The 24,323-nt window shown below is 72.9% G+C and carries 20 protein-coding genes and 1 pseudogene; 17 read left to right on the plus strand and 4 right to left on the minus strand.

The features are described from left to right. The first annotated feature begins 40 nt into the window (after window positions 1–40). Entirely contained in the window at window positions 41–1,549 is a 1,509-nt protein-coding gene (locus E5082_RS19060) for an IucA/IucC family protein (protein ID WP_135792436.1), read from the plus strand. 157 nt (window positions 1,550–1,706) lie between these two features. On the opposite strand, the pseudogene E5082_RS19065 reads toward E5082_RS19060, so the two are convergent. Continuing rightward, a pseudogene (locus E5082_RS19065) lies at window positions 1,707–2,111 on the minus strand (helix-turn-helix domain-containing protein); the annotation flags it as partial. 497 nt (window positions 2,112–2,608) lie between these two features. On the opposite strand from E5082_RS19065, the gene E5082_RS19070 reads away from it, so the two are divergent. The 4 genes from E5082_RS19070 (at window position 2,609) to E5082_RS19095 (ending at window position 5,784) form a co-directional block, all read left to right on the plus strand. Then, window positions 2,609–3,844: a S8 family peptidase gene (locus tag E5082_RS19070; RefSeq protein WP_229918854.1), complete on the plus strand. Its 1,236-nt coding sequence runs from the start codon at window positions 2,609–2,611 to the stop codon at window positions 3,842–3,844. After that, window positions 3,841–4,089, plus strand: coding sequence for a hypothetical protein (locus tag E5082_RS19075; protein WP_135792438.1), 249 nt, complete (start codon window positions 3,841–3,843; stop codon window positions 4,087–4,089). The genes E5082_RS19070 and E5082_RS19075 overlap by 4 nt, the downstream gene beginning before the upstream one ends. Before the next feature lie 500 nt (window positions 4,090–4,589). Beyond that, on the plus strand, window positions 4,590–5,504 hold the full coding sequence (locus E5082_RS19090) for a HipA family kinase (RefSeq protein WP_135792440.1): 915 nt from the start codon (window positions 4,590–4,592) through the stop codon (window positions 5,502–5,504). A gap of 10 nt (window positions 5,505–5,514) precedes the next feature. Beyond that, entirely contained in the window at window positions 5,515–5,784 is a 270-nt protein-coding gene (locus E5082_RS19095) for an Rdx family protein (RefSeq protein WP_086692457.1), read from the plus strand. A 6-nt stretch (window positions 5,785–5,790) separates the two neighbouring features. Here E5082_RS19095 and aceB read toward each other — a convergent pair whose 3' ends face one another. Further along, window positions 5,791–7,413: a malate synthase A gene (gene aceB / locus E5082_RS19100; protein ID WP_135792441.1), complete on the minus strand. Its 1,623-nt coding sequence runs from the start codon at window positions 7,411–7,413 to the stop codon at window positions 5,791–5,793. Window positions 7,414–7,478: 65 nt separating this feature from the next. After that, complete coding sequence (locus tag E5082_RS19105) at window positions 7,479–8,105, minus strand: nucleotidyltransferase family protein (RefSeq protein WP_135792442.1); 627 nt, start codon at window positions 8,103–8,105, stop codon at window positions 7,479–7,481. Between the two features lie 536 nt (window positions 8,106–8,641). On the opposite strand from E5082_RS19105, the gene allB reads away from it, so the two are divergent. The 4 genes from allB (at window position 8,642) to E5082_RS19125 (ending at window position 12,358) form a co-directional block, all read left to right on the plus strand. Then, on the plus strand, window positions 8,642–9,964 hold the full coding sequence (gene allB, locus E5082_RS19110; RefSeq protein WP_135792443.1) for an allantoinase AllB: 1,323 nt from the start codon (window positions 8,642–8,644) through the stop codon (window positions 9,962–9,964). A 28-nt stretch (window positions 9,965–9,992) separates the two neighbouring features. Next, window positions 9,993–11,129: an allantoicase gene (alc, locus tag E5082_RS19115; protein WP_167514100.1), complete on the plus strand. Its 1,137-nt coding sequence runs from the start codon at window positions 9,993–9,995 to the stop codon at window positions 11,127–11,129. 85 nt (window positions 11,130–11,214) lie between these two features. Next, on the plus strand, window positions 11,215–11,823 hold the full coding sequence (locus E5082_RS19120; protein ID WP_135792445.1) for a dihydrofolate reductase family protein: 609 nt from the start codon (window positions 11,215–11,217) through the stop codon (window positions 11,821–11,823). Between the two features lie 139 nt (window positions 11,824–11,962). Next, the gene (locus E5082_RS19125) at window positions 11,963–12,358 is read left to right on the plus strand and encodes a ribonuclease domain-containing protein (protein ID WP_135792446.1); all 396 of its coding nucleotides are present in this window, start codon (window positions 11,963–11,965) and stop codon (window positions 12,356–12,358) included. Window positions 12,359–12,432: 74 nt separating this feature from the next. On the opposite strand, the gene E5082_RS19130 is transcribed toward E5082_RS19125, so the two are convergent. Continuing rightward, a complete protein-coding gene (locus E5082_RS19130; RefSeq protein ID WP_135792447.1) occupies window positions 12,433–13,455 on the minus strand; it encodes a Gfo/Idh/MocA family protein in 1,023 nt (340 codons plus the stop codon). 119 nt (window positions 13,456–13,574) lie between these two features. Here E5082_RS19130 and E5082_RS19135 point away from each other — a divergent pair, with 119 nt between their 5' ends. The 8 genes from E5082_RS19135 (at window position 13,575) to E5082_RS19170 (ending at window position 23,924) form a co-directional block, all read left to right on the plus strand. Beyond that, window positions 13,575–14,324, plus strand: coding sequence for a GntR family transcriptional regulator (locus E5082_RS19135; protein ID WP_135792529.1), 750 nt, complete (start codon window positions 13,575–13,577; stop codon window positions 14,322–14,324). Between the two features lie 147 nt (window positions 14,325–14,471). Then, window positions 14,472–15,488, plus strand: coding sequence for a sugar ABC transporter substrate-binding protein (locus E5082_RS19140; protein WP_086692474.1), 1,017 nt, complete (start codon window positions 14,472–14,474; stop codon window positions 15,486–15,488). Then, window positions 15,485–16,558, plus strand: a complete 1,074-nt coding sequence (locus E5082_RS19145; RefSeq protein WP_135792448.1) for an ABC transporter permease — start codon at window positions 15,485–15,487, stop codon at window positions 16,556–16,558. The genes E5082_RS19140 and E5082_RS19145 overlap by 4 nt, the downstream gene beginning before the upstream one ends. Beyond that, on the plus strand, window positions 16,555–17,346 hold the full coding sequence (locus E5082_RS19150; RefSeq protein WP_135792449.1) for an ATP-binding cassette domain-containing protein: 792 nt from the start codon (window positions 16,555–16,557) through the stop codon (window positions 17,344–17,346). Before E5082_RS19145 ends, E5082_RS19150 begins: the two co-directional genes overlap by 4 nt. A gap of 81 nt (window positions 17,347–17,427) precedes the next feature. Further along, complete coding sequence (locus tag E5082_RS19155) at window positions 17,428–18,573, plus strand: ROK family glucokinase (RefSeq protein ID WP_086692478.1); 1,146 nt, start codon at window positions 17,428–17,430, stop codon at window positions 18,571–18,573. Beyond that, on the plus strand, window positions 18,570–19,151 hold the full coding sequence (locus E5082_RS19160; protein ID WP_135792450.1) for a sugar kinase: 582 nt from the start codon (window positions 18,570–18,572) through the stop codon (window positions 19,149–19,151). Before E5082_RS19155 ends, E5082_RS19160 begins: the two co-directional genes overlap by 4 nt. An 82-nt stretch (window positions 19,152–19,233) precedes the next feature. After that, window positions 19,234–22,062 (plus strand): DEAD/DEAH box helicase, encoded by a 2,829-nt coding sequence (locus E5082_RS19165; RefSeq protein ID WP_135792451.1) that lies wholly within the window; start codon window positions 19,234–19,236, stop codon window positions 22,060–22,062. Beyond that, window positions 22,059–23,924: an SWIM zinc finger family protein gene (locus E5082_RS19170; protein ID WP_135792452.1), complete on the plus strand. Its 1,866-nt coding sequence runs from the start codon at window positions 22,059–22,061 to the stop codon at window positions 23,922–23,924. The genes E5082_RS19165 and E5082_RS19170 overlap by 4 nt, the downstream gene beginning before the upstream one ends. The last annotated feature ends 399 nt before the right edge of the window (window positions 23,925–24,323 follow it).

Consider the following 24,323-nt stretch of genomic DNA (forward strand, 5'->3'; position numbering starts at 1 on the left):
CGGTCGGCCCCCCGGACCGGCCCCGGCACGACGAGAACGAGTGGAACGCGTGGACCTCAACCCCCCGACCGACGCCGCGCGGCGGGCCGACGCCTACGCCTCGGCGCCGCTGCTGAACTGCCTGCTGCGCGAGGTGGCCCGGCCGTGCCCGGAGAGCGGGGACCGGCCCGTGTACCGGCTGCCCGGCACCGGGCGGCTGCTCCGGGTGCGCCCCGGCCGCCGCCCGGCCGAGCCCGAAGTACGGGCGGACGGCGCCTGGCAGCGGCTGAGCCACGCCGAACTGGTCAAACTGGTCGCCGAGGAACTGCGCGCCCACACCGGGCTGCCGGGCGACGACCTGCCCGCCGAGATGCTGGACAGCCGCGACACCGTCGCCGCCCTGCTCACGGCCCGCGCCCGCGCCCTCGCCCCCGAGGACCCGTATCTGCGCTCCGAGCAGTCGCTGATCACCGGCCATCCGCACCACCCGGCTCCCAAGGCGCGCGGCGGCGGCCCGGTCGCGGCCTGGCTGCCCTACGCACCCGAGGCGCACGCCCGGTTCCCCCTGGTGCTGCTCGGCGTCCGCGAGGACCAGGTCGCCGAAGAGGGCGACACCGGCGCCCTGGACGCCCTCGGCACCGCCCCGCCCGGCTACCGGCTGCTGCCCGCCCACCCCTGGCAGCTCGGCCTCCTCGCCCACGACCTCGCCCCCGCCTTCGCCGACCGGCGCCTGATCCGGCTCGGCACCACCGAGTCCGTGGTCCGGCCCACCGCGGCCGTGCGCACGGTGTACGAGCCCGGCCGCGACCTGTTCCTCAAGTTCAGCCTGGACGTCCGCATCACCAACGACATCCGCCGGCTGTGGCGCCACGACCTGGAGAAACTCGACCGCACCGACACCGCGGCCCGTGAGGCCTTCGCCGCGATGGGACCGCCCGGGGCCTGGCTCAGCGACCGGGGCTACCGCACCGCCGCGTTCGCCTTCGAGGAACTCGCCGTCCTGGTCCGCGACGGCCTGCGCGGCCATCTCCTGCCCGGCGCCACGCCGCTGCTCGCCGCCGGGCTCGCGGAGGGATTCGACGGCAGCCCGCTCGCCGCCACGCCCGACCCGGACGCCTGGTGGGCCGCGTATCTGCGCCAGGTCGTCCCGCCCGTGCTCCACGCCTTCGACGACCACGGGGTGGTGCTGGAGGCGCACCTGCAGAACACCCTGGTCGCCGTCGACGCCGCCGGAACGCCCGTGCAGGCGCTGTTCCGGGACGCCGAGGGCGCCAAGCTGCTGTCCGACGTCAGCCGGGAGGCCGGGTGGGAGCGGCTGGTGTACTGCCTGCTCGTCAACCACCTCGGCGAGATCGCCGCCGCCCTCGCCGAGGCCCACCCCGGCCTCGACCCCTGGCCGGCCGTCCGCGCCGAGCTGTCCCGCCACCCGCTCCCGGAGACACCGGCGCTGCTCGCAGCGCCCGCCCTGCCCGGCAAGACCAACCTGCTGCTCCGCTGGACCGGCGCGGACGGGGCGGACGCCCGCTACCTGCCACTGCCGAACCCGCTGTACGAGGGCGACGTCAGGTAACGGGGACGCGGTCAGGCGTCCGGCGCCTCGGTCGCGCCCTTTCACGCCGGGCTGTCGTCAGCGGTGCCGGGGCCGGCGGCGGCCCGCACGGCGTCGTAGCGGGTGACATGGCCGGCGTGGACCCCCGGGGCGTCGACCTTCGGCAGCGCCTCGTCGTTTTGCCCGCGGGATCGGCGATGACCCGGACGTTCACGCCGTGGCGGCGGTGCTTCCGAGAGAAGCCGGCCCGGCTGTCACCGCCCCGGTCGCACTCGGCAAGCGTTCCGTCGAGCAGGACGTGATCGGGATCGGCTTCCCGCAGGGCCCGCGGCAGGCCGGGCGCCCTGCGGGCGAGGTGGCTGACGACGGCGGTGACGTAGGCGTGGGCGGTGCCGACGGATATACCGAAGCCGGCGGCGATCCGGGTGAGCGGGTCGTGCCGACGGAGGTGGATCAGGGCGATGAGAGCACGCTGGTGGGGCGGGAGCTTGCGGCGGCGCCGGCCCTCACGGGTGACGGTGAGCATGGTTACCCGCTCGACCAGGGCGTGAGGCAGGTCGAGTGAGACAGGTTGGGGAACCAACGAGGGTCCTGCGCTGATGAGTTGAGACGTCGAACCTCTCTCAACGGCACAGGGGCCTCGGGCGTTGCGGGACGGCGACCGGTCACCCGATCAGCGGCCAGTCTGAAAGAGTTCACTGACGGTACTGGGACGAGGCCGGTCCGCTTCCAACTCCCGTGCGACAAGCGACAGTCAGCACCTCTGAAAGGGCTCACGCTTCATCGTGTTGCGGGCCCAGGTACCCGGTGCGACGGTGGGAAGTGGGCGTTGCCCAGACATCGGGCCTGTAGGGAAGCCCTGCAGGCGACGATTCGCGCGTCGATACGCGGCCATATCGCGGCCCACCGTCCCAAGGCCTGGCCCCGTGTGCGTCGGCGCGCGACCATTGGTCGGGAAAATGCACAGAAAGCGGGAATTCCATGTCGAACGCACCCCTAGACAGGCGCGCCTTCGATGACCAGCCGCCCCGAGGCAATGGGGCACCGTCGGGAGGGGGCGGGGAGTACACCGGTCGGTACGTGGTCCTGCTCGACCCGGACAATCAGGAGAGCGGACTGAACGCACTGCGTTCCGCCGCCGACATCGCGCCCGTGGAGCTGGTAAGTGGCGCCGAGACCACCAACGTTGCAGAACTCCTCGAGAATCCCAACGCATCGGTGCACTTCGAAGAACTCGGTGCCGCCGTCGTCGAAGTGCGGCCCGACCAGCGCCATGCGCTGGTGACCACGGCCGAGGCCGATCCGTCGATCATCGCGGCCGAACCGGAGCGCATGGTCTACGCCTCAGTGATCACCGCCCCGGAGCAGGCACCGACCGAGTTCTTCCCGTCCTACCGCAGCGACGAGGAAGCGGTCGAACGTCACACCCAGGCCGAGATGGCAGCTGCGCAGGGCCCGGTCATTGACGAGGAGAAGTGGACCTGGGGCCTCCAGGCAATCCGGGCCAACCTGTCCGGCCTGACCGGTCGCGGCGTGAAGATCGCCGTGCTCGACACCGGTGTGGACACCGATCACCCGGACCTCGTCGGCCGGATCGAGGACACGGCCTCCTTCGTGCCCGGTGAGACTGTCGAGGACGGCCACGGCCACGGCACGCACTGCATCGGCACAGCTGCCGGCCCGGCCAGCCCTCAGCAGGGGCCCCGTTACGGTGTGGCCACCGAGGCGCGGATACTTGCCGGGAAGGTGCTCGGCAACTCCGGCAGCGGCGCCGACGGCCAGATCCTGGCGGGCATGGCCTGGGCCGTCGCCAGCGGCGCACGGGTGATCTCCATGTCGCTCGGCGCCCGTGTCCGGCCAGGCGAACTCTTCCCACTGACGTACGAGCAGCTCGCCCAGCGCGCGCTCGAGCGAGGGACCCTGATCGTCGCCGCGGCGGGAAACGAAAGTCACCGCCCCGAATTTGTGAAGCCCGTTGGCCGGCCCGCCAACTGCCCCTCCATCCTCGCGGTGGCTTCCCTCGACCAGTCGCTCATGACATCGTTCTTCTCCTGTCAGGCCATCAACGGCATGGGCGGCGAGATCAACATCGCCGCACCCGGCCGGGACGTGCACTCGGCCGCCCCCGGCGGCGGGTACAGGACGCTGTCGGGTACCAGCATGGCCACGCCACACGTCGCAGGTGTCGTCGCACTGCTTGCAGAGGTCAGCCCCAACGACAGTGCGGATGGCCTCAAGGCCAGTCTCCTGGCCGGTGCGTTCCCGTTGACGCAACCCGCCGAGGATGTCGGCTCGGGTCTGCTCCAGGCCCCGTGAGCGAGTCTTCGTCGTTCGAACCGGTCGGGGTGATCCTCGCGGTCGACCCCGACCGGTTCGCTGAAGTGGTGGAGGCCGTGCGACGGGCCGGGCTGACCGTCACTGGCGAGCAACCGATCCTCGGCACACTGTCAGGAACCATCGCCGAGAACCGGATCCAAGCTCTGAAGAAGGTCGTCGGCGTTCTAGCCGTCGATCGGGACCGCACCATCCTCCTCCCCCCACCCGACTCCCCGATCCAGTAACTGATCGGCTCAAAGTGAATCGGGCTGGGGGACTTGGCAGTTCGGGCCGTCGACGGCTCGCCGATGCGTAGGGGGCCACCTCAGAGGGGCGTGGAGCGGGACGTGCTGAAGGCGAGCGGTGGGCAGGCCCCACCGCTCGCGTGCCGTCTCCGCCGCGAGCTGGGCTTGCCGCGCGCCGGGCGGGCCCCAGCCCAGCACGGCGGCTGCCTGGGCGGGGGTGGTGAGCAGGCGGGCGAAGGGGTGGCAGTGGGAGGCGGCGCCGAAGGCCGGCCTCCACGTGCTGCGGCACACCCACGCCTCGTTCATGCTGGAGGCGGGGGAGCCAGTGGTGACGCCGGCGCGATGGCTCGGGCATTCGTCTCCGGCTGTAACGCTTGGTTACTATGCTCACTTCATGCCGGAGGCCGGAAGCAAGGGTCGCACCGCCCTCGACGGATTGCTTGAAGCACCTCGGAGGTAGTCGTGGAACGCAAGGCAAATACGCGACGGGGCCTTCGTAAGTGCTGAGAGAGGTCACTGCCATCCGCTATGTCGAGCCCTTGCGCTCGGGCGGCTCCGTGCCCGCCGTCGTCGAGGCGGACGACCTCGGCACCTACGTCGTGAAGTTCACCGGCTCCGCGCAGGGCCGCAAGGCGCTCGTCGCCGAGGTGATCGTCGGTGAGCTGGCCCGCGCCCTGGGCCTGCGCTTCCCCGAGCTGGTGCTCGTGCACTTCGATCCCGCCGTGGCCGCCGAGGAGCCGCACCAGGAGGTGCGCGACCTGCACGACGCCAGTGCGGGCGTCAACCTGGGCATGGACTACCTGCCGGGCGCCCGTGACTTCACCCCCGAGATCGCCCGGCTCTTCCCCGTGGACCCGCTGGAGGCGGGCCGGATCGTCTGGCTGGACGCGCTCACCGTCAATGTGGACCGCACCGTCCACAGCTCCAACCTTATGGTCTGGCCGACCTTCGGCACCGCGCCTCCGCGCCTGTGGCTCATCGACCACGGCGCCGCCCTCGTCTTCCACCACCGGTGGGACACCACGAACCCCGGTCGCAAGTACGACTTCCGCCACCACGCGCTCGGCCAGTACGGCCCCGACGTGCGCGCCGCCGATGCCGAGCTGGCCCCCAAGGTCACCGAGGAGCTGCTGCGCGGCATCCTCGCCGAGGTGCCCGACGCCTGGCTCACCGACGACCCCGCCTTCGCGACCCCGGAGGAGGCCCGCGCCGCCTACGTCGACCATCTGCTGGCCCGCGCACGGCTCTCCGCCGAGTGGCTGCCCACCGACTTCCCCGACCGCGCGGAACTCGCCGCCGAGGAGGCCGCCCGCGCCGAGCGGTCCCAGCGGGGGCGCCCGGACTGGCTCAAGCGGGTCCCCGACCTGCACGGTCGCCCCGCGGCGGAACAGGATTGGTCGGTACACCTGGGATGAAGGGATCTTTGTGAGTCACCGCGTCGAGATCGAGTACTGCACCCAGTGCCGCTGGCTGCCCCGCGCGGCCTGGCTGGCGCAGGAGCTGCTCACCACCTTCGAGACCGAGCTGGAGACCCTCGCGCTCAAGCCCGGCACTGGCGGCGTCTTCGTCGTCCGGGTGGACGGCGAGCCGGTCTGGGACCGCCGTGAGCAGGGCTTTCCCGAGCCCACGGCGGTCAAGCGGCTGGTGCGGGACCGGGTGGCGCCTGAGCGGTCCCTCGGTCACTCCGAGAAGTGAGCGTGTTCAGCCGGTGAGGTGACGGTAGGCCGGCAGAGTGAGGAAGTCGGCGTACTCCTCGTCCAGCGCCACGGTCAGCAGCAGGTCGTGCGCCTCCTGCCAGTGGCCGGCCGCGAACGCCTCCGCGCCGATCTCCGCCCGCACCGCCTCCAGCTCGGCCGCCGCCAGCCGGCGGGCCAGCTCGGGGGTGGCGCGCTCGCCGTTCTCGAACTCGACGCCCGCGTTGATCCACTGCCAGATCTGCGAGCGGGAGATCTCGGCGGTGGCCGCGTCCTCCATCAGGTTGAAGATGGCCACCGCGCCGAGCCCGCGCAGCCACGCCTCGATGTACCGGATGCCGACCTGCACCGCGTTGACCAGCCCGGCGTAGGTCGGCTTCGCGTCCAGCGAGCCGATGTCGATCAGGTCGGCCGCCTTCACGTGGACGTCCTCGCGCAGCCGGTCCTTCTGGTGCGGGCGGTCGCCGAGCACCTTGTCGAAGGACTCCATGGCGATCGGCACCAGGTCCGGGTGGGCCACCCAGGAGCCGTCGAAGCCGTCGGCCGCCTCGCGGTCCTTGTCCGCCCGTACCTTCTCGAACGCCACCTTGTTGACCTCGGCGTCCCTGCGGGACGGAATGAAGGCCGCCATCCCGCCGATCGCGTGCGCCCCCCGCTTGTGGCAGGTGCGCACGAGGAGTTCGGTGTACGCGCGCATGAACGGCGCCGTCATCGTGACCAGGTTGCGATCCGGCAGGACGAACTCCGGTCCTCCGTCACGGAAGTTCTTCACGATGGAGAACAGGTAGTCCCAGCGTCCCGCGTTCAACCCGGAGGCGTGGTCGCGGAGTTCGTAGAGGATCTCCTCCATCTCGTACGCGGCCGTGATCGTCTCGATCAGTACGGTGGCCCGTACGGTGCCCTGAGGGATGCCGAGTTGGTTCTGCGCGAACACGAACACGTCGTTCCACAGGCGGGCTTCGAGGTGGGACTCGGTCTTCGGCAGGTAGAAGTACGGGCCCTTGCCCAGCTCCAGCAGGCGGGCGGCGTTGTGGAAGAAGTACAGGCCGAAGTCGACCAGGGCGCCCGGAACGGGCTCGCCGTCGGCTCCCGCGAGGTGCCGCTCGTCCAGGTGCCAGCCGCGCGGCCGCATCACGACCGTCGCCAGCTCCTCCTGCGGGCGCAGCGCGTACGACTTGCCGGTGCGGGCGTCGGTGAAGTCGACGCGGCCGGCGTAGGCGTCCATCAGGTTGAGCTGGCCGAGGATCACGTTCTCCCAGGTGGGGGAGGAGGCGTCCTCGAAGTCGGCGAGCCAGATCCTGGCGCCGGAGTTGAGCGCGTTGACCGTCATCTTGCGGTCGGCCGGGCCGGTGATCTCCACCCGGCGGTCCTGCAGCGCGGGCGGCGCGGGGGCCACCCGCCAGGAGTCGTCGGCCCGCACCCCGGCCGTCTCGGGGAGGAAGTCCAGGGTGCCGGTCCGGGCGATCTCCGCGCGGCGCTCGGTCCGGCGGGCCAGGAGTTCGTTCCGGCGGGGGGTGAACCGCCGGTGCAGCTCCGCGAGGAAGTCCAGCGCCGGGCCGGTGAGGACCTCCTCCTGCCGGGGGAGCGGCTCGGCGTCGACGACGACCGGCGGGGACGCGGGTGCGGACATGAGCGGTCACTTCCTCCGTGGCGGGCTGGTCGGACTGGGCAGCGTAATTTCCTGATCGCCGAAGCTCAATGGGCCCCGCCGGGGCGCAGCCTGCCGAGGTCGGCCCCGGTGTCGACGTCGTACGCGTCGGCCACGTCCCCGCACTCCACGAGCCGGATCTCGGCGGAGTGCGCCCGCAGATACTCCCGCGCCCCCCGATCACCCCGCGCGGCCCCGGCCACACCGGCCCAGTGGGCCACCCCGAGCAGCACGGGGTGGCCGCGCCTGCCGTCGTACGCGGCCGACACGAGGGAGGCCTCGCCGCTGAAGGCGTCCAGCACCCGCGCGTACGCCTCGGGCCCGATGCCCGGCTGATCAACGAGGCCCACGAGAGCGCCGCGCGCATCCGTACCCCCGAGGGAGCGAAGCCCGGCCCGTAGGGAGGACCCCATCCCCTCGCCCCAGCCGGGGTTGTCCACGAGCACGCACCCGCTCAACTCGGCTCGCCCGCGCACCTCTTCGGCCCCAGCTCCGAGCACCACGTGCACGCGGGCACACCCGGCGTCCCACAGAGCGCGGGCCGCCCGCTCGACCAGCAGGGCGCCGTCGTGACGCAGTAGGGCCTTGGGACGCCCACCAAGCCTCCGCCCCCCTCCGGCGGCGAGCAGCAACCCGGCGACTCGGGGGTGGCTGGGGGCCTGGTCCGGTGTCATGGGACCAGCATGCCGGGATGTGGGCAGGCATGGGGGCACCTGGGGACCTCTGGCCGCCCGCGCGGACCGCATGCCGAGTCCGGTGCTCGGACCGTCAGCCCGGTGCGGCGGCTGGTCCGCGTACGCCGACGGAGTCCCGCGTCCGGCGTTCGGCTGAAGTCTGCGTGCGGGGCGGCCCCGGCGGCTCCTTTCGGCGGCAGGGCCGGGCGGGCGCGGGGCCTCCGACGGTCCTTGGCCGCCTGCGCGGACCGTGTCGTGGGTCCGGCGCCGGACGTCAGGCCTGGTGCGGGACAGACGGGGGCCACCTCACCAGGGCGCGCCTGCCCGCAGCGCCAGGGTCGCCGGGTGACGTGCGGCAACGGCTGCGGCCGATTTACCGCGAACATCCCCTCGTCCGCTCAGGCCCCGCGGCCCCAGCGACTGGCACCCTTGACTCGTGCCGGAGCGGGCGGCGAGACTCCTTCAACAGAACGTTGAAGTCCGTTACATGCGTGTTAATACCGTTTCCCGGGCGTGAACGGCTGAGAGGGGTTCGGGTGTCCGACGACGTCGAGCTGGCGTTGCGTTCCACGCGGGTCGTCACCCCGGAGGGGGTGCGGGCCGCGACGGTCACCGTCGTCGGCGGGACGATCGAGGCCGTGCTGCCGTACGAGGTGGGGGTTCCGGCCGTCGACCTGGGGGACGACGCGCTGCTGCCCGGGCTGGTCGATACGCACGTGCACGTCAATGACCCCGGCCGGGCCGAGTGGGAGGGGTTCTGGACGGCGACCCGGGCGGCGGCGGCCGGGGGTATCACCACCCTCGTCGACATGCCTTTGAACTCCCTTCCGCCGACCACCACGGTCGGCCACCTGCGTATCAAGAGGCAGGCGGCACAGGGCCGCACCCACGTCGACGTCGGCTTCTGGGGCGGTGCTCTGCCCGGCAATGTCAAGGACCTTCGCCCGCTGCACGAGGCCGGGGTGTTCGGCTTCAAGGCGTTTCTCTCGCCGTCCGGCGTGGACGAGTTCCCGCACCTGGACAGTACACAACTGGCGTGCTCCCTAGGCGAGATCGCCGGGTTCGACGGCCTGCTCATCGTGCATGCCGAAGACCCCTCCCGCCTCACGGACGCCCCCGCCGGACCGGCGTACGCGGGCTTCCTCGCCTCCCGCCCGCACGCGGCCGAGACGGACGCCATCGCCCAACTGCTGCACCTGGCCCGCAGGTCGAACGCCCGTGTGCACGTACTCCACCTCTCCTCCGCCGCCGCCCTCCCGCTCATCGCCGCCGCCCGCGCCGAAGGCGTCCGCGTCACCGTGGAGACCTGTCCGCACTACCTCACCCTGAGCGCCGAGGAAGTCCCGGACGGGGCGAGCGAGTTCAAGTGCTGCCCGCCCATCCGCGAGGCCGCCAACCGGGACCTGCTCTGGCAGGCGCTCGCGGACGGCACGATCGACTGCGTCGTCACCGACCACTCGCCCTCCACCGCCGACCTCAAGACGCCGGACTTCGCCACCGCCTGGGGCGGCATCTCCGGCCTCCAGCTCAGCCTCCCCGCGATCTGGACCGAGGCACGCGAGCGCGGGCACCAACTGACCGACGTGGTGCGGTGGATGTCCGCCCGGACCGCGGCCCTCGCCGGTCTCGACCGCAAGGGCGCCATCGCGCCGGGCCGCGACGCCGACTTCGCCGTCCTCGCCCCGGAGGACACCTTCACCGTCGACCCCGCCCGCCTCCACCACCGCAACCCGGTCACCGCGTACGCCGGAAAGACGCTGCACGGCGTGGTGAAGTCCACCTGGCTGCGCGGCCAACGGGTCTACAGCGAGGGCGAGTTCGCCGAGCCGAAGGGCCGCCTGCTCACCCGTACCGGCTGAGCCCCGTACCCCTGCCGAAAGGACCCCGATCACCGTGACGGCGCAGCAACCCTCCGACCCGCCCCGCTTCACCGGCGACGCCGCTCCCTACGGCGGCGGTGACCCCTACGCGGACTACCGCACCGCCGACTTCCCCTTCACCCACCACCCCGACCTCGCCGACCGGCGCCTGGGGGCCGGGGTGATCGCCGCCAACGACGAGTTCTTCGCCGAGCGGGAGAACCTGCTGCTGCCCCACCGCGCGGAGTTCGAGCCCGGCCGCTTCGGTCACAAGGGCAAGATCATGGACGGCTGGGAGACCCGGCGCCGGCGCGGCCCGAGCGCCGAGGACCCCTGGCCGGGCCCCGACGACCACGACTGGGCGCTGATCCGCCTCGGCACGCCCGGTGTGATCCGGGGGATCGTCGTCGACACCGCCCACTTCCGGGGCAATCACCCGGAGGCGGTCTCCGTCGAGGCCACGTCGGCGCCCGGCAACCCGTCCCCCGAGGATCTGCTCGGCGACCACGTGAAGTGGACGACGCTCGTCCCGGTCACCCCGGTCGGCGGCCACGCGGCGAACGGCTTCCTCGTCTCCGCGCCCCAGCGCTTCACCCACCTCCGGCTGAACCAGCACCCGGACGGGGGTGTCGCCCGGCTGCGCGCCTACGGTGAGATCGTCCCGGACCCGGAGTGGCTGGCCACTCTCGGCACCTTCGACGTGGCCGCGCTGGAGAACGGCGGCCGCGCCGAGGACGCCTCGGACCGCTTCTACTCCCCGGCCGCCAACACCGTACGGCCGGGCCGCTCCCAGCGGATGGACGACGGCTGGGAGACCCGGCGCCGCCGCGACCGGGGCCACGACTGGATCACGTACCGGCTGACCGAACAGGCGCTGGTACGCGCGGTGGAGATCGACACGGCCTGTCTGAAGGGGAACAGCGCGGGCTGGGCGTCGGTGTCGGTACGGGACGGCGAGAGCGGGGAGTGGACCGAGATCCTGCCGCGCACCCGGCTCCAGCCGGACACCAACCACCGCTTCCCGCTCCCGGCGCCGGCCGTCGGCACGCGCGCGCGCGTGGACATCCATCCGGACGGCGGGATCTCCCGGCTGCGCCTCTTCGGTTCGCTCACCGAGGCCGGCGCGAGCCGCCTGGCCGCGCGGTTCCGGGAGCTGGACGGCTGAGGCGACGGGGGGACCGATGAGTTGCGGTCCCGCGCGGGGTCTGCACCGTTGACAGCAGGACCCCGCACCCGGAAGAAGGCACCTCATGGGCAAGCTCGTCTCCACCGTCTTCGTCTCGCTCGACGGCGTCTACCAGGCCCCCGGCGGCCCCGAGGAGGACACCAGCGGCGGCTTCGGCCAGGGCGGCTGGACCTTCCCGTACGCCGACGACGGCTTCGGCGGCTTCGTCACGGAGAGCTTCGGCCGGGCCGGTGCCTTCCTGCTCGGCCGGCACACCTACGACATCTTCGCCGGGTACTGGCCCAAGGTGACCGACCCGGAGAACCCGGTCGCGGCCAAGCTGAACGCACTGCCGAAGTACGTCGTCTCCGCGACCGTCGAGAACCCCGAGTGGGCCGGGACCACCGTGCTCTCCGGCGACCTCGGCAAGGAGGTCCAGGCACTGAAGGAGCGCGCCGAGGGCGAGGTCCAGATCCACGGCAGCGGGGCGCTGGTCCGCTCGCTGGTGAACCTCGGCCTGATCGACACCCTGCACCTGCTGACCTTCCCCGTCGTGCTGGGCGAGGGGCGCCGGCTGTTCGTGGAGGGCGCCGTCCCCACCCGCTTCAGGCACGCGGGTGGCACCGTCACCGGCAAGGGGGTCTCCATCCAGTCCTACGACCTGGCGGGCCGCCCCGAGTACGGGTCCTTCTAGTCGGTCGACACGACGCCAACAGGAGCCCGAACGGCTCCTGTTGGGGCAGGTTAACACCGCGAGAACTCATCGGGCCTGGCGGGAAAATCCACATCCCTCTCATTGACATGAACGCGTCTACGCGCGTCATCATGAACCCATGAGATTCCCCCCACGCACCACTCGCATCGGCGCCGCGGCGGCCCTCTTCTCCGCCCTCCTCGTCGGCGGCACCGTCTCCGCCACCACCGCGGACGCGGCCACCGCGTCGGTCGGCAGCATCTGTTACGGCTCCCTGCCCTCGCAGGCGTACGACACCCTCGGCCTCATCGCCCGGGGCGGCCCGTACCCGTACTCCCAGGACGGCGCGGTCTTCCAGAACCGCGAGGGCGTCCTGCCCAGCCAGTCCTCCGGGTACTACCACGAGTACACGGTCAAGACCCCCGGCGAGTCCACCCGTGGCGCCCGCCGCATCGTCACGGGCCAGCGGACCGAGGAGGACTACTACACCTCCGACCACTACGCCACGTTCAACCTCATCAACTACGGCTGCTGACCACTCCGTTCGACCCGCCCCGCGACCCTTCCCCCACATCAGGGGTCGCGGGGCGGGGCCTTGTCCGGGGCGGATCAGACGTACGAGGACTGCACCCGGTCGGGAACCTCCGCCAGGGCGACCGCTCTTCGTTCGCGCCGGGAGATCTCGCACGCCTCCGCGATGCGCAGGGCCTGCAGGGCCTGCCAGCCGTCGCAGGGGTTGGGCTGTTCGCCGCGGACCACGTCCACGAAGGTGCAGAGTTCGGACTCGTAGGCGGTGCCGAAGCGTTCGAGGAAGCCGGGCCAGGGTTTGTCGGCCGGGGGAGGGCCCGTCGGTTCGGTGGAGGCGACCGGGGTGCGGTCGTCCAGGCCGACGACGACCGTGTCGAGTTCGCCGGACAGCTCCATGCGGACGTCGTAACCGGCGCCGTTGAGGCGGGTAGCGGTGGCCGTGGCGAGGGTGCCGTCGTCCAGGGTGAGCAGGGCCGCGCCGGTGTCGACGTCGCCGGCCTCGCGGAACATCGCAGGACCGGCGTCGGAGCCGGTCGCGTACACGTCGATCACTTCGCGGCCGGTGACCCAGCGCAGGATGTCGAAGTCGTGGATCAGGGTGTCCCGGAACAGGCCGCCGGACAGCGGCAGCCACTCGCGCGGGGGCGGCGACTGGTCGGAGGTCAGGGCGCGCACGGTGTGCAGCCGGCCCAGCCGGCCCGAGCGCACCGCCTCACGGGCGCCCACGTACCCCGCGTCGAAGCGTCGCTGGAAGCCCATCTGGAGCACGGTCCCCGCCGCCGCGACCTCGGCGAGCGCGTGCAGCGTGCCGGGCAGGTCGAGCGCGATCGGCTTCTCGCAGAACACCGGCAGCCCGGAGCGGGCCGCGCGGCCGATCAGCTCCGCGTGCGCCGCCGTCGCCGTCGTGATCACCACCGCGTCCACGCCCCACTGGAAGACCTCGTCCACGCCTGGCGCCGCCGTCTCCCCGAGCCGGTGCGCCAGCTCCTGCGCGCGTAACGGATCGGAGTCCGTCAGGATCAGCGATCCGACCTCCCGGTGGCGGCTCAGCGTGTTGGCGTGGATGGCCCCGATGCGGCCCGTCCCGATGACCCCGATGCGCATGAGAACACATTGAGGGGGAACAACGTGCACCTGTCAATCAAAATGTCAGGACAATCGGACTTCACGACTTCCCGTCATCCGGGCACCGGACTACGCTCGGGCCCGTGCCGAAACCAGATGTGGACCCGACCGCTCCGCTCGGCCTCCGCGTGGACCGAAGCTCCCCGGTGCCGCTGTACTTCCAGCTCGCCCAGCAGTTGGAGGCCGCCATCGAGCGCGGCGCCCTCACCCCCGGCAGCCTGCTCGGCAACGAGATCGAGCTGGCGGCGCGGCTCGGCCTGTCCCGGCCCACCGTCCGCCAGGCCATCCAGTCCCTCGTCGACAAGGGGCTGCTGGTACGCCGCCGCGGCGTCGGCACCCAGGTCGTGCACAGCCAGGTCAAGCGCCCGCTGGAACTGAGCAGCCTCTACGACGACCTGGAGGCGGCCGGTCAGCGGCCCGCCACCAGGGTCCTGGTCAACACGATTGTCCCGGCCACCGCCGAGATCGCCGCCGCGCTCGGCGTCACCGAGGGCCACGACGTGCACCGCGTCGAGCGGCTGCGGCTGGCGCACGGCGAGCCGATGGCGTACCTGACCAACCACCTGCCGCTCGGCCTGCTGGACCTCGACACCGCCCGGCTGGAGGCCACCGGGCTGTACCGGCTGATGCGCTCGGCCGGCATCACCCTGCACAGCGCCCGCCAGTCCATCGGCGCCCGCGGCGCCACCCCCGCCGAGGCCGACCGGCTCGCCGAGGCCGAGGGCGCCCCGCTGCTGACCATGAGGCGCGTCACGTTCGACGACACCGGCCGCGCGGTCGAGCAGGGCGATCACACCTACCGTCCGGCCCGGTATTCCTTCGAGTTCCAGCTCCTGGTGCGCCCCTGAGCCATGCCTGGCGCGTCACATTGTCCTGACAAATGCCCTGTCGGACGCGCCCCGGACGGGTAACGAGTGTTCCGTGTGTTCGATACTGAAGTGTTTGCGTCAGAACACGGCAAGCGTTCAGAACACGGCAAGAAGGGGCACGGCCTCGTGGCACGGTTTCAGAACCGGGTAGGCATGACGGTGGCAGGAGCGTTCGCACTGCTCGCCTGCGTCTCGCTGACCGCCTGCAGCAGCACCGGCGGCAAGAAGGCCGAGGACGCCCGCAAGGCCGCCACGGCCCAGGGCAGGGCAGCGGTGACCACCCCCCGCTGGACCATCGCGATGATCACCCACTCCGGCGACGGCGACACGTTCTGGGACATCGTGCAGAGCGGCGCCAAGCAGGCGGCGGTCAAGGACAACATCAACTTCCTGTACTCGCACGACGACGAGGCCCAGCAGCAGGCCCAGCTCGTGGACGCGGCGATCGACAAGAAGGTCGACGGGATCATCGTCAGCCTGGCCAAGCCCGACGCCCTCAAGGCGGCCGTGGCCCGCGCCCACAAGGCCGGCATCCCGGTGGTCACGGTCAACTCCGGCTCGGCCCAGTCCAAGGCGTTCGGCGCGCTCAGCCACATCGGCCAGGACGAGACCATCGCCGGTGAGGCGGTCGGCGAGGAGCTGAACAAGCGCGGCCGCAAGAACGCCCTGTGCGTCCTGCACGAGCAGGGCAACGTCGGCCACGAGCAGCGCTGCGACGGCGTGGAGAAGACCTTCCACGGCAAGGTCCGCAAGCTCTACGTCAACGGCACCAACATGCCCGACGTCCAGTCCGCCGTCGGCGCCAAGCTCCAGGCCGACCGGGACGTGGACGCCGTCGTCACCCTGGGCGCCCCCTACGCCGACACCGTGGTGAAGGCCAAGGCGGACGCCGGCAGCAAGGCCGAGGTCGACACCTTCGACCTCAACGCCAAGGTCGCCGCCGAGCTGAAGGACGGCACCCTCGGCTTCGCCGTCGACCAGCAGCCCTACCTCCAGGGCTACGAGGCGGTCGACCTGCTGTGGCTGTACAAGTACAACGGTGACGTCCTCGGCGGCGGCAAGCCGGTCCTGACCGGCCCGCAGATCATCACCAAGGACCAGGCGGGCGCGCTCGCGGCGTACACCGATCGGGGCACCCGATGACCACCACCGACACCCGCGCCACCGGAGGACCGGCGCCGGGCGGCGAGCGGCCCCGCGACGAGCGGCTGCTGCGCACCTCCCCGCTGCGCAAGCTGCTGTCCCGGCCCGAACTGGGCTCGGTCGTCGGCGCACTCGCGGTCCTGGTCTTCTTCGCGGTCGCCGCCGACGGCTTCCTGCGCCCATCCAGCATCAGCACCGTGCTGTACGCCTCCTCGACCATCGGCATCATGGCCGTACCCGTGGCCCTGCTGATGATCGGCGGCGAGTTCGACCTCTCCGCGGGCGTCATGGTCACGTCCTCCGCGCTGATCTCCTCGATGTTCAGCTACCAGATGACGGCCAACATCTGGGTCGGCGCGGGGGTGTCCCTGCTGGTCACCCTGGCCGTCGGCGCGTTCAACGGGTTCATGCTGACCCGCACCAAGCTGCCCAGCTTCATCGTCACGCTGGGCACCTTCCTCATGCTCACCGGCATGAACCTGGGCTTCACCAAGCTGATCGACGGCACGGTGTCCACCAAGTCGATCGGTGACATGGAGGGCTTCCCGAGCGCGCACGCCCTGTTCGCCTCGACCCTCGGCATCGGCGGGGTCGACCTCAAGGTGACCGTGCTGTGGTGGCTCGGCCTGGTCGCCCTCGCCTCCTGGGTGCTGCTGCGCACCCGCGTCGGCAACTGGATCTTCGCGGTCGGCGGCAACGAGGACGCGGCCCGCGCGGTCGGCGTCCCCGTCGCCAAGACGAAGATCGGCCTCTACATGGGCGTCGCCTTCGGCGCCTGGGTGTCCGGCCAGCACCTGCTGTTCTCCTTCGACACCGTCCAGTCCGGCGAGGGCGTCGGCAACGAGCTGATCTACATCATCGCGGCCGTCATCGGCGGCTGCCTGATCACCGGGGGCTACGGCAGCGCCGTCGGCTCGGCGGTCGGCGCCCTGCTGTTCGGCATGACCAGCAAGGGCATCGTCTTCGCCGAGTGGAACCCGGACTGGTTCAAGTTCTTCCTCGGAGCCATGCTCCTCCTGGCGACCCTGCTCAACACCTGGGTCCGCAAGCGCGCGGAGGCCACGAAATGACCGTCACCGAAGAGCGCGTGCCCCTGGTCGAGCTGACCGACGTCAGCAAGCACTACGGCAACGTCCGCGCCCTGGAGGGCGTCTCCCTCGAGGTGCACGCCGGGGAGATCACCTGTGTCCTCGGCGACAACGGCGCGGGCAAGTCCACCCTGATCAAGACCATCGCGGGGCTCCACCAGCACGACGGTGGCACCCTCCGCATCGAGGGCGAGGAGACCCGGCTCGCCTCCCCGCGCGACGCCCTGGACCGGGGCATCGCCACGGTCTACCAGGACCTCGCCGTCGTCTCCCTGATGCCGGTCTGGCGCAACTTCTTCCTCGGCTCCGAGCCCCGCAAGGGCAAGGGCCCCTTCGCGCGCCTGGACACGGACCTCATGCGCCGCACCACCCGCGAGGAACTGCTGCGCATGGGCATCGACCTGCGCGACGTCGACCAGCCCATCGGCACCCTCTCCGGTGGCGAGCGCCAGTGCGTAGCCATCGCGCGTGCCGTGCACTTCGGCGCCAAGGTGCTCGTCCTGGACGAGCCCACCGCCGCACTGGGCGTCAAGCAGTCCGGTGTGGTCCTCAAATATGTGGCCGCGGCACGTGATGCGGGCCTGGGTGTCGTGCTGATCACCCACAACCCGCACCACGCGCATCTCGTCGGCGACCGCTTCGTGCTGCTGCGGCGCGGCGCCATGGTGGGCAACCACACACGCGACGAGATCACCCTGGACGAACTGACCAAGCAGATGGCGGGCGGAGCGGACCTGGACGCTCTGCACCACGAGCTGAAGCGCGGCTGACGGGCGCGGAGCCGCGGGGATTCGCGGCTCCGCCCCCGACAGCGCCGCGCCCGGCGTGAGCGTGAGGCACAATCGAGCCCGATGAGCACCTACCGCGACCTCGCCGCCCCCATCGGCTCCCGCCGCGCCCCCGTCCTGCGCACGGTGGGCACCCGGGAACGCCGCTCCCACCTGACCGCGCCCCGCGTGCCCACGGTCGGCATCGACATCGGCGGCACCAAGGTCATGGCGGGCGTCGTGGACGCCGACGGCAACATCCTGGAGAAGCTCCGCGCGGAGACCCCGGACAAGTCCAAGAGCCCCCAGGTCGTCGAGGACACCATCGCCGAGCTGGTGCTCGACCTCTCCGACCGGCACGACGTGCACGCCGTCGGCATCGGGGCCGCCGGCTGGGTCGACGCCGACCGCAACCGCGTCCTGTTCGCCCCCCACCTTTCCTGGCGCAACGAGCCGCTGCGCGACCGTCTCGCCGCCCGGCTGTCCGTGCCCGTCCTGGTGGACAACGACGCCAACACCGCGGCCTGGGCCGAGTGGCGCTTCGGCGCCGGGCGCGGCGAGGACCACCTCGTCATGATCACCCTCGGCACCGGCATCGGGGGCGCCATCCTGGAGGACGGCCAGGTCAAGCGGGGCAAGTTCGGCGTCGCGGGCGAGTTCGGCCATATGCAGGTCGTGCCCGGCGGACACCGGTGCCCGTGCGGCAACCGCGGCTGCTGGGAGCAGTACAGCTCCGGCAACGCCCTGGTCCGCGAGGCGCGGGAGCTGGCCGCCGCCGACTCCCCGGTCGCCTACGGGATCATCGAGCACGTCAAGGGCAGCATCGGCGACATCACCGGCCCGATGATCACCGAGCTGGCCCGCGAGGGCGACGCCATGTGCATCGAGCTGCTCCAGGACATCGGCCAGTGGCTCGGCGTCGGCATCGCCAACCTCGCCGCCGCCCTCGACCCGTCCTGCTTCGTCATCGGCGGCGGGGTCAGCGCGGCGGACGACCTGCTCATCGGCCCCGCGCGGGACGCCTTCAAGCGCCACCTGACCGGCCGCGGCTACCGCCCCGAGGCCCGCATCACCCGCGCCCAGCTCGGCCCCGAGGCCGGCATGGTCGGCGCCGCGGACCTGGCCCGGCTGGTCGCCCGCCGCTTCCGCCGCGCCAAGCGCCGGCGCGTGGAGCGCTACGAACGCTACGAGCGGTACACCCAGGGCCGCCGGGACCGGGACACCGCATGACCACCTCGCTTCCGCACCAGGCGGCCGCCCCGGCCACGCCGCACCCGGCGGGGGAGGACCCGCGCCACCGCGTCAAGCGCCGCGCCCTCACCCTGCTGATCATCGTGCTGCTCATCGGCGTACCGGCCGGCTACCTGGTGATCTCCGCCAATCAGAGCCGGGACAGCGGCAAGGACAAGGAAGCGAAGTACTCGGCCACCGGCCTCACCCCCGGCTGGCCCTCCAAGGTGCAGCGCCGCCTCTACCAGGTGCCCGTACCGCACCCCGCCGACCGGCTCGCCTACTACGAGACCAACAACTGGAAGACCAGCCGTCTGTACGTCCAGTTCCGCACCAACGGCGCGGGCCTGGACAGCTTCCTCGGCACCCTCGGCATCCGCCGCGACCAGCTGAAGCAGGGCGCCGGCACCATCGGTGCCCGCGACCGCCAGGTCTCCGGCTGGAACCTCACCGGCCCCGGCCCCTGGTCCGGCTACACCCACAAGCAGAAGAACCCGGCCCCCACCCAGGACGTGGTCGTGAACATGTCCGACCCGGTCTACCCGACGGTGTACGTGGTCAGCCGCACGGTGCCCTGAGCCCCGGGCGGAACCCGTTGTCAGACCCCACCCGTACAGTCGGACACGGCTCATCCGACAGGGACGGGAGGTGACAGGACACATGAGTGACACCGCGGCCACCGCGACAGCCCGCGCGCGCACCGAGGACACGGTCCCCGCACGCCTCGCCTGCGTGTTCCTGCCCGCGCCCCTCCCGCGCGAGGCCCGCCTCGCCTTCTGGGACCCCGACGGCGAGCCCCTCCTGGACGCCACCGACGAGCTGACGGTCGTACGGCCGCACGGTACGGGCGTACGGCGCCGTCAGGTGCCCGCGCTCACCCTCTCCCTCGCCGACGCGCTGCCCCTGCTGGTCCGGGCCCGGCACGATCCGGCCGCGCATCCGGCCACCGCCTGCTGGGGGGCCGCCGCGCTGCACGCGCTGCGCCTGACCGCGCGGGGGCGCCTGCTGCCCGGGCTCACCCCCAGCGGGCACGACGCCTGGCGAGCCGGTCCGCTGGAGCCCGACGACATCGCCCACCTGCGCGCGGTGGCCGCCGCGATGCCGCCCGAGGGCCACGCCGTGCCGCTGCCCGGCCCAGGACCCCTGACCCTGCCCGAGCCCGAGGCCCTGGTCCGCTCCTTCCTGGACGCCGTCGCGGACACCCTGCCCCGCACCCCCGCCGCCCCGCACACCAGCGGGCACCCCTTCGCCGCCCGCGAGCCCCAGCCGCTGCCGGGCGCCCGGGACTGGGCGGCCGAGGTCGCCGCGGGCATGGACGCGGGCGTACGCGTCTCGCTGCGCCTGGACCTGTCCGGGTACAGCGTCTTCGACACCGGTGACGACCAGCGGGCGCGGGCGGCCGGCGCCGCCGTCGTGCAGGTCCACAGCCTGGCCGACCCCACACTGGTCGCCGACGCGGCGGCCGTGTGGGCCGGGGACGCGGACGCTTTCGGGCCCCGCGCGCACGTGGACGCCGCCCTCGCCGTCCGGCGCGCCGCGCGCGTGTGGGCGCCGCTGGACCGGCTCGCCGAGCAGGACGTGCCCGACGTGCTGGCCCTGTCCGAGGAGGAGGTCACCGACCTGCTCGGCGTGGCCGCGAGCCGGCTCGCGGCCGCCGGGGTCGCCGTGCACTGGCCCCGCGACCTCGCGAGCGACCTCGCCGCCACGGCCGAGGTCCGCACCGCCCCCGGCTCCGCGACCGACGGCACCGGATTCTTCGAGAGCGAGGAGCTGCTCAGTTTCCGCTGGCAACTGGCGCTCGGCGGCGACCCGCTCACCGAGGCCGAGATGGACGCCCTCGCCGAGGCCCACCGCCCGGTCGTCCGGCTCCGCGACCGCTGGGTCCTGGTCGATCCCGCCCTGGTCCGCAAGGCCCGCAAGCGCGAACTGGGCCTGCTCGACCCCGTCGACGCGCTCGCCGTCGCCCTCACCGGCACCGCCGAGGTCGACGGCGAGACCGTGGAGGCCGTCCCGACCGGCGCCCTCGCGGCCCTGCGCGACCGGCTCACCGCGGGCATCGCCCCCGCCGAGCCGCCCGCCGGGCTCGACGCGACCCTGCGCGACTACCAGTTGCGCGGGCTGGCCTGGCTCGACCTGATGACCTCCCTCGGCCTCGGCGGCTGCCTCGCCGACGACATGGGCCTCGGCAAGACGATCACCCTCATCGCCCTCCACCTCAAGCGCGCCCGCACCGAGCCGACCCTGGTCGTCTGTCCCGCCTCCCTGCTGGGCAACTGGCAGCGCGAGATCAGCCGCTTCGCGCCCGGCGTCCCCGTCCGCCGTTTCCACGGCGCCGACCGCACCCTCGACGGCCTCACCGACGGCTTCGTCCTCACCACCTACGGCACCATGCGCTCCGCCGCCGCCCGGCTCGCCGAGCAGCCGTGGGGCATGGTCGTCGCGGACGAGGCCCAGCACGTGAAGAACCCGTACTCCGCCACCGCGAAGGCGCTGCGCACGATCCGGACCCCCGCGCGCGTGGCGCTCACCGGCACCCCGGTGGAGAACAACCTCTCCGAGCTGTGGGCCCTGCTCGACTGGACCACGCCCGGCCTGCTCGGCCCCCTGAAGTCCTTCCGGGCCCGGCACGCGCGTGCCGTGGAGAACGGCGAGGACGCCGAGGCGGTGGAGCGGCTGGCGCGGCTCGTCCGGCCGTTCATGCTGCGCCGCAAGAAGTCCGACCCCGGCATCGTCCCCGAACTCCCGCCCAAGACCGAGACCGACCATCCGGTCCCGCTCAGCCGCGAGCAGGCCGCGCTGTACGAGGCCGTGGTGCGCGAGTCGATGCTCGCCATCGAGGACGCGAACGGCATCGCCCGCCGGGGCCTGGTCCTCAAGCTGCTCGGCGCCCTCAAGCAGATCTGCGACCACCCGGCGCTCTACCTCAAGGAGGAGCCCGCCCACCCCGACCGGCTCTCCGCCCGCTCCGGCAAACTCGCCCTGCTGGACGAGCTGCTGGACACCGTGCTCGCCGAGGACGGCTCGATCCTGGTCTTCACCCAGTACGTCGGCATGGCCCGGCTCATCACCGCCCACCTGGCCGGCCGCGCGATCCCCGTCGACCTTCTGCACGGCGGTACTCCGGTGCCCGAGCGGGAGCGGATGGTGGACCGGTTCCAGTCCGGCGAGATCCCGGTCCTGGTGCTCTCCCTCAAGGCGGCGGGCACCGGGCTGAACCTCACCCGCGCGGGACACGTCGTGCACTTCGACCGCTGGTGGAACCCCGCCGTCGAGGAACAGGCCACCGACCGCGCCTACCGCATCGGGCAGACCCAGCCCGTCCAGGTCCACCGTCTCGTCACCGAGGGCACGGTGGAGGACCGCATCGCCGAGATGCTCACCGCGAAGCGGGCTCTGGCCGACGCGATCCTCGGCTCCGGGGAGGCGGCCCTGACCGAGCTGACCGACCGCGAACTGACCGACCTGGTGTCCCTGCGGAGGCCGGAATGAGTGCCGGGGAGCGGACCCCGGCGGAGGAGGCCCGCGAGGCGCTGCGCGCGGCGCGGGCTGGTGCGTCCGGGGAACCCGCCGAGGGGGATGCGGGGTCGGCGGACGGTCCTGCGCAGGGGGTGGCGTCCGAGGCCCGGCCCGGTGAGGTGGCCCGGGCCGCGCTGCGGGCCGCTGTGGCGGCTCGGCGGCAGGGAGAGGCGGCCTCGGAGGAGGCTGATGCCGGTCCCGATGAGCCGGCCGCGCCCGCCGCCCCCCAGCCGACCCCCGCCGGCGCCCGCCCCGGCGACGCGGCCCGCGAAGCACTCCGCGCCGCCCGCCGCGAGGCCGACCGAGGGGAGCGGCGCCCCCGAAAGACCACCCCGCACCCCGCACCCGCCCCCGCCGAGGGCCGCTCCGCCCACGCCCAAGCAGCCCGCGACATGCGGAACTTCCTCAGCACCGCCTTCCGCATGCCCGACTTGGCCGACGACCCCGAGGCCGAAGCCCCGCCGCGCACCGAGACCCCGGAACCCCCCGCCGAGCACGCCCCCATGCCACCGGCGCCCAGCACCACCCCGACCCGCACCCCCGACCACCCCGCCCCGCCCCACCACCCCTCCTCCATGGCCACCCCCCACCGCGACAGCGAACTCCGCCGCACCTTCCCCCCGTTCGCGCCGCGCCCCGAGCCGCAGGACTTCGCCACCACCTGGTGGGGCCAGGCATGGGTCGACGCCCTGGAGCACACCGCGCTGGACGTCAACCGGCTGGCCCGGGGGCGCGGTTACGCGGACGCGGGCAATGTCGACGCGATCACCGTGACACCAGGACTGGTGCTGGCGTACGTGCGGGGGAGCCGCCCCCGGCCGTACCGGGTGCAGTTGCGCCTCCGGAGGCTGAGCGACGAGGACTGGGAGCGCCTCCTGGAGGCGGCGGTGGACAGCCCCGCCGACATCGCCGCGCTGCTGGACAAGGAGCTGCCGCACACCCTGGCCGACCGGGGCGTGCCCCTGCTGCCCGGCCCCGGCGACCTGATCCCGCAGTGCAGTTGCCCCGACTCCGGCCGCCCCTGCAAGCACGCGGCCGCGCTCTGCTACCAGACGGCCCGGCTGCTGGACGCCGACCCGTTCGTCCTGCTCCTGCTGCGGGGCCGGGGCGAGCGGGAGCTGCTGGACACCCTGTCCCGGCGCAGCGCGGCGAGCGCGGCCCGTGCCGCACGGGAGCGGGGCCCGGCCGCGCTGCCCGGCGTACGCGCGTCGGAGGCGCTCGCCGGACGCCCGCTGCCCCCGCTCCCGGCCCCGCTGCCCGCGCCTGCCCACCCCGAGGCGCCCCCGGCGTACCCGGCGGCGCCCGGCGGACCCGACCCGTTCGCGCTGGACCAGCTGGCCACCGACGCGGCCGCCCGCGCGCATGCCCTGCTCACCACCGGCCGCGACCCCGTGGGCGGCCTGACGCTGTGGCAGGACGCGGTGCGCCTCGCGGCCGCCCGCCCCGGCTCCGGTCTGACCGCCGCCACCCGCAGCCTGTACGCCACCCTGGCCGCCGCCGTGGACCGCACCCCCGCCGAGCTGGCCCGCGCGGTCGCCGCCTGGCGGCAGGGCGGCCTCGCGGGGCTGACCGTGCTGGAGGAGCCCTGGGACCCGCCCGCGGGCCGTTTCGACCGGGCCCGACCGCTGCTGCTCGCCGCCGACCTGCCCGCCTTCCGCCCCTGGCGCAACCACCTCACCCACCCGGCGGGCCACGCCCAACTCCGCCTGGGTCAGGACGGCTTGTGGTACGCGTACGAGTCGGAGCCCGGCCAGGAGGACTGGTGGCCGCGCGGCGCGCCCGACCTCGACCCGGTCTCCGCCCTCACGACCCTGGACATACCGGACGCCCTCTGAGTGCGGCACACCCACCGTGAAGTCCGTGGGAGAGTCCGCCGCGCTTTCCGGAGAGCCCTCTGCCACGCACCGGGCCCCCTGGCCCGGCGAGGGCGTCCGGGCCGTTGGCGTGGTGCGGTGAGTGAGGAGAAGACTCGGGCGCCGCGGAGGACGCCGGCGGCGGAGTCGGACTGCTCGTCATGAGGGTCAGCAACCCGGGCGGCCGGCGGAGACGTCCGGGCTGCCGGCCGCCCGGCAGGGGCCGACCGCTCCACGGGAGCCTCTGGCCAGACCGAGCGGACGCGCGGCGTCGGCGGTGGCCGCTGCCCGGCCCCTACCGTGGAGACAGGACCTCCGACCCCGCCCCGAGCCACGTGCCCCGAAGCCCGCGCTGATCTTCGACGACCCGCCCTCTGGGCC

Source organism: Streptomyces griseoluteus, assembly GCF_004784465.1.
GTDB lineage: Bacteria > Actinomycetota > Actinomycetes > Streptomycetales > Streptomycetaceae > Streptomyces > Streptomyces griseoluteus.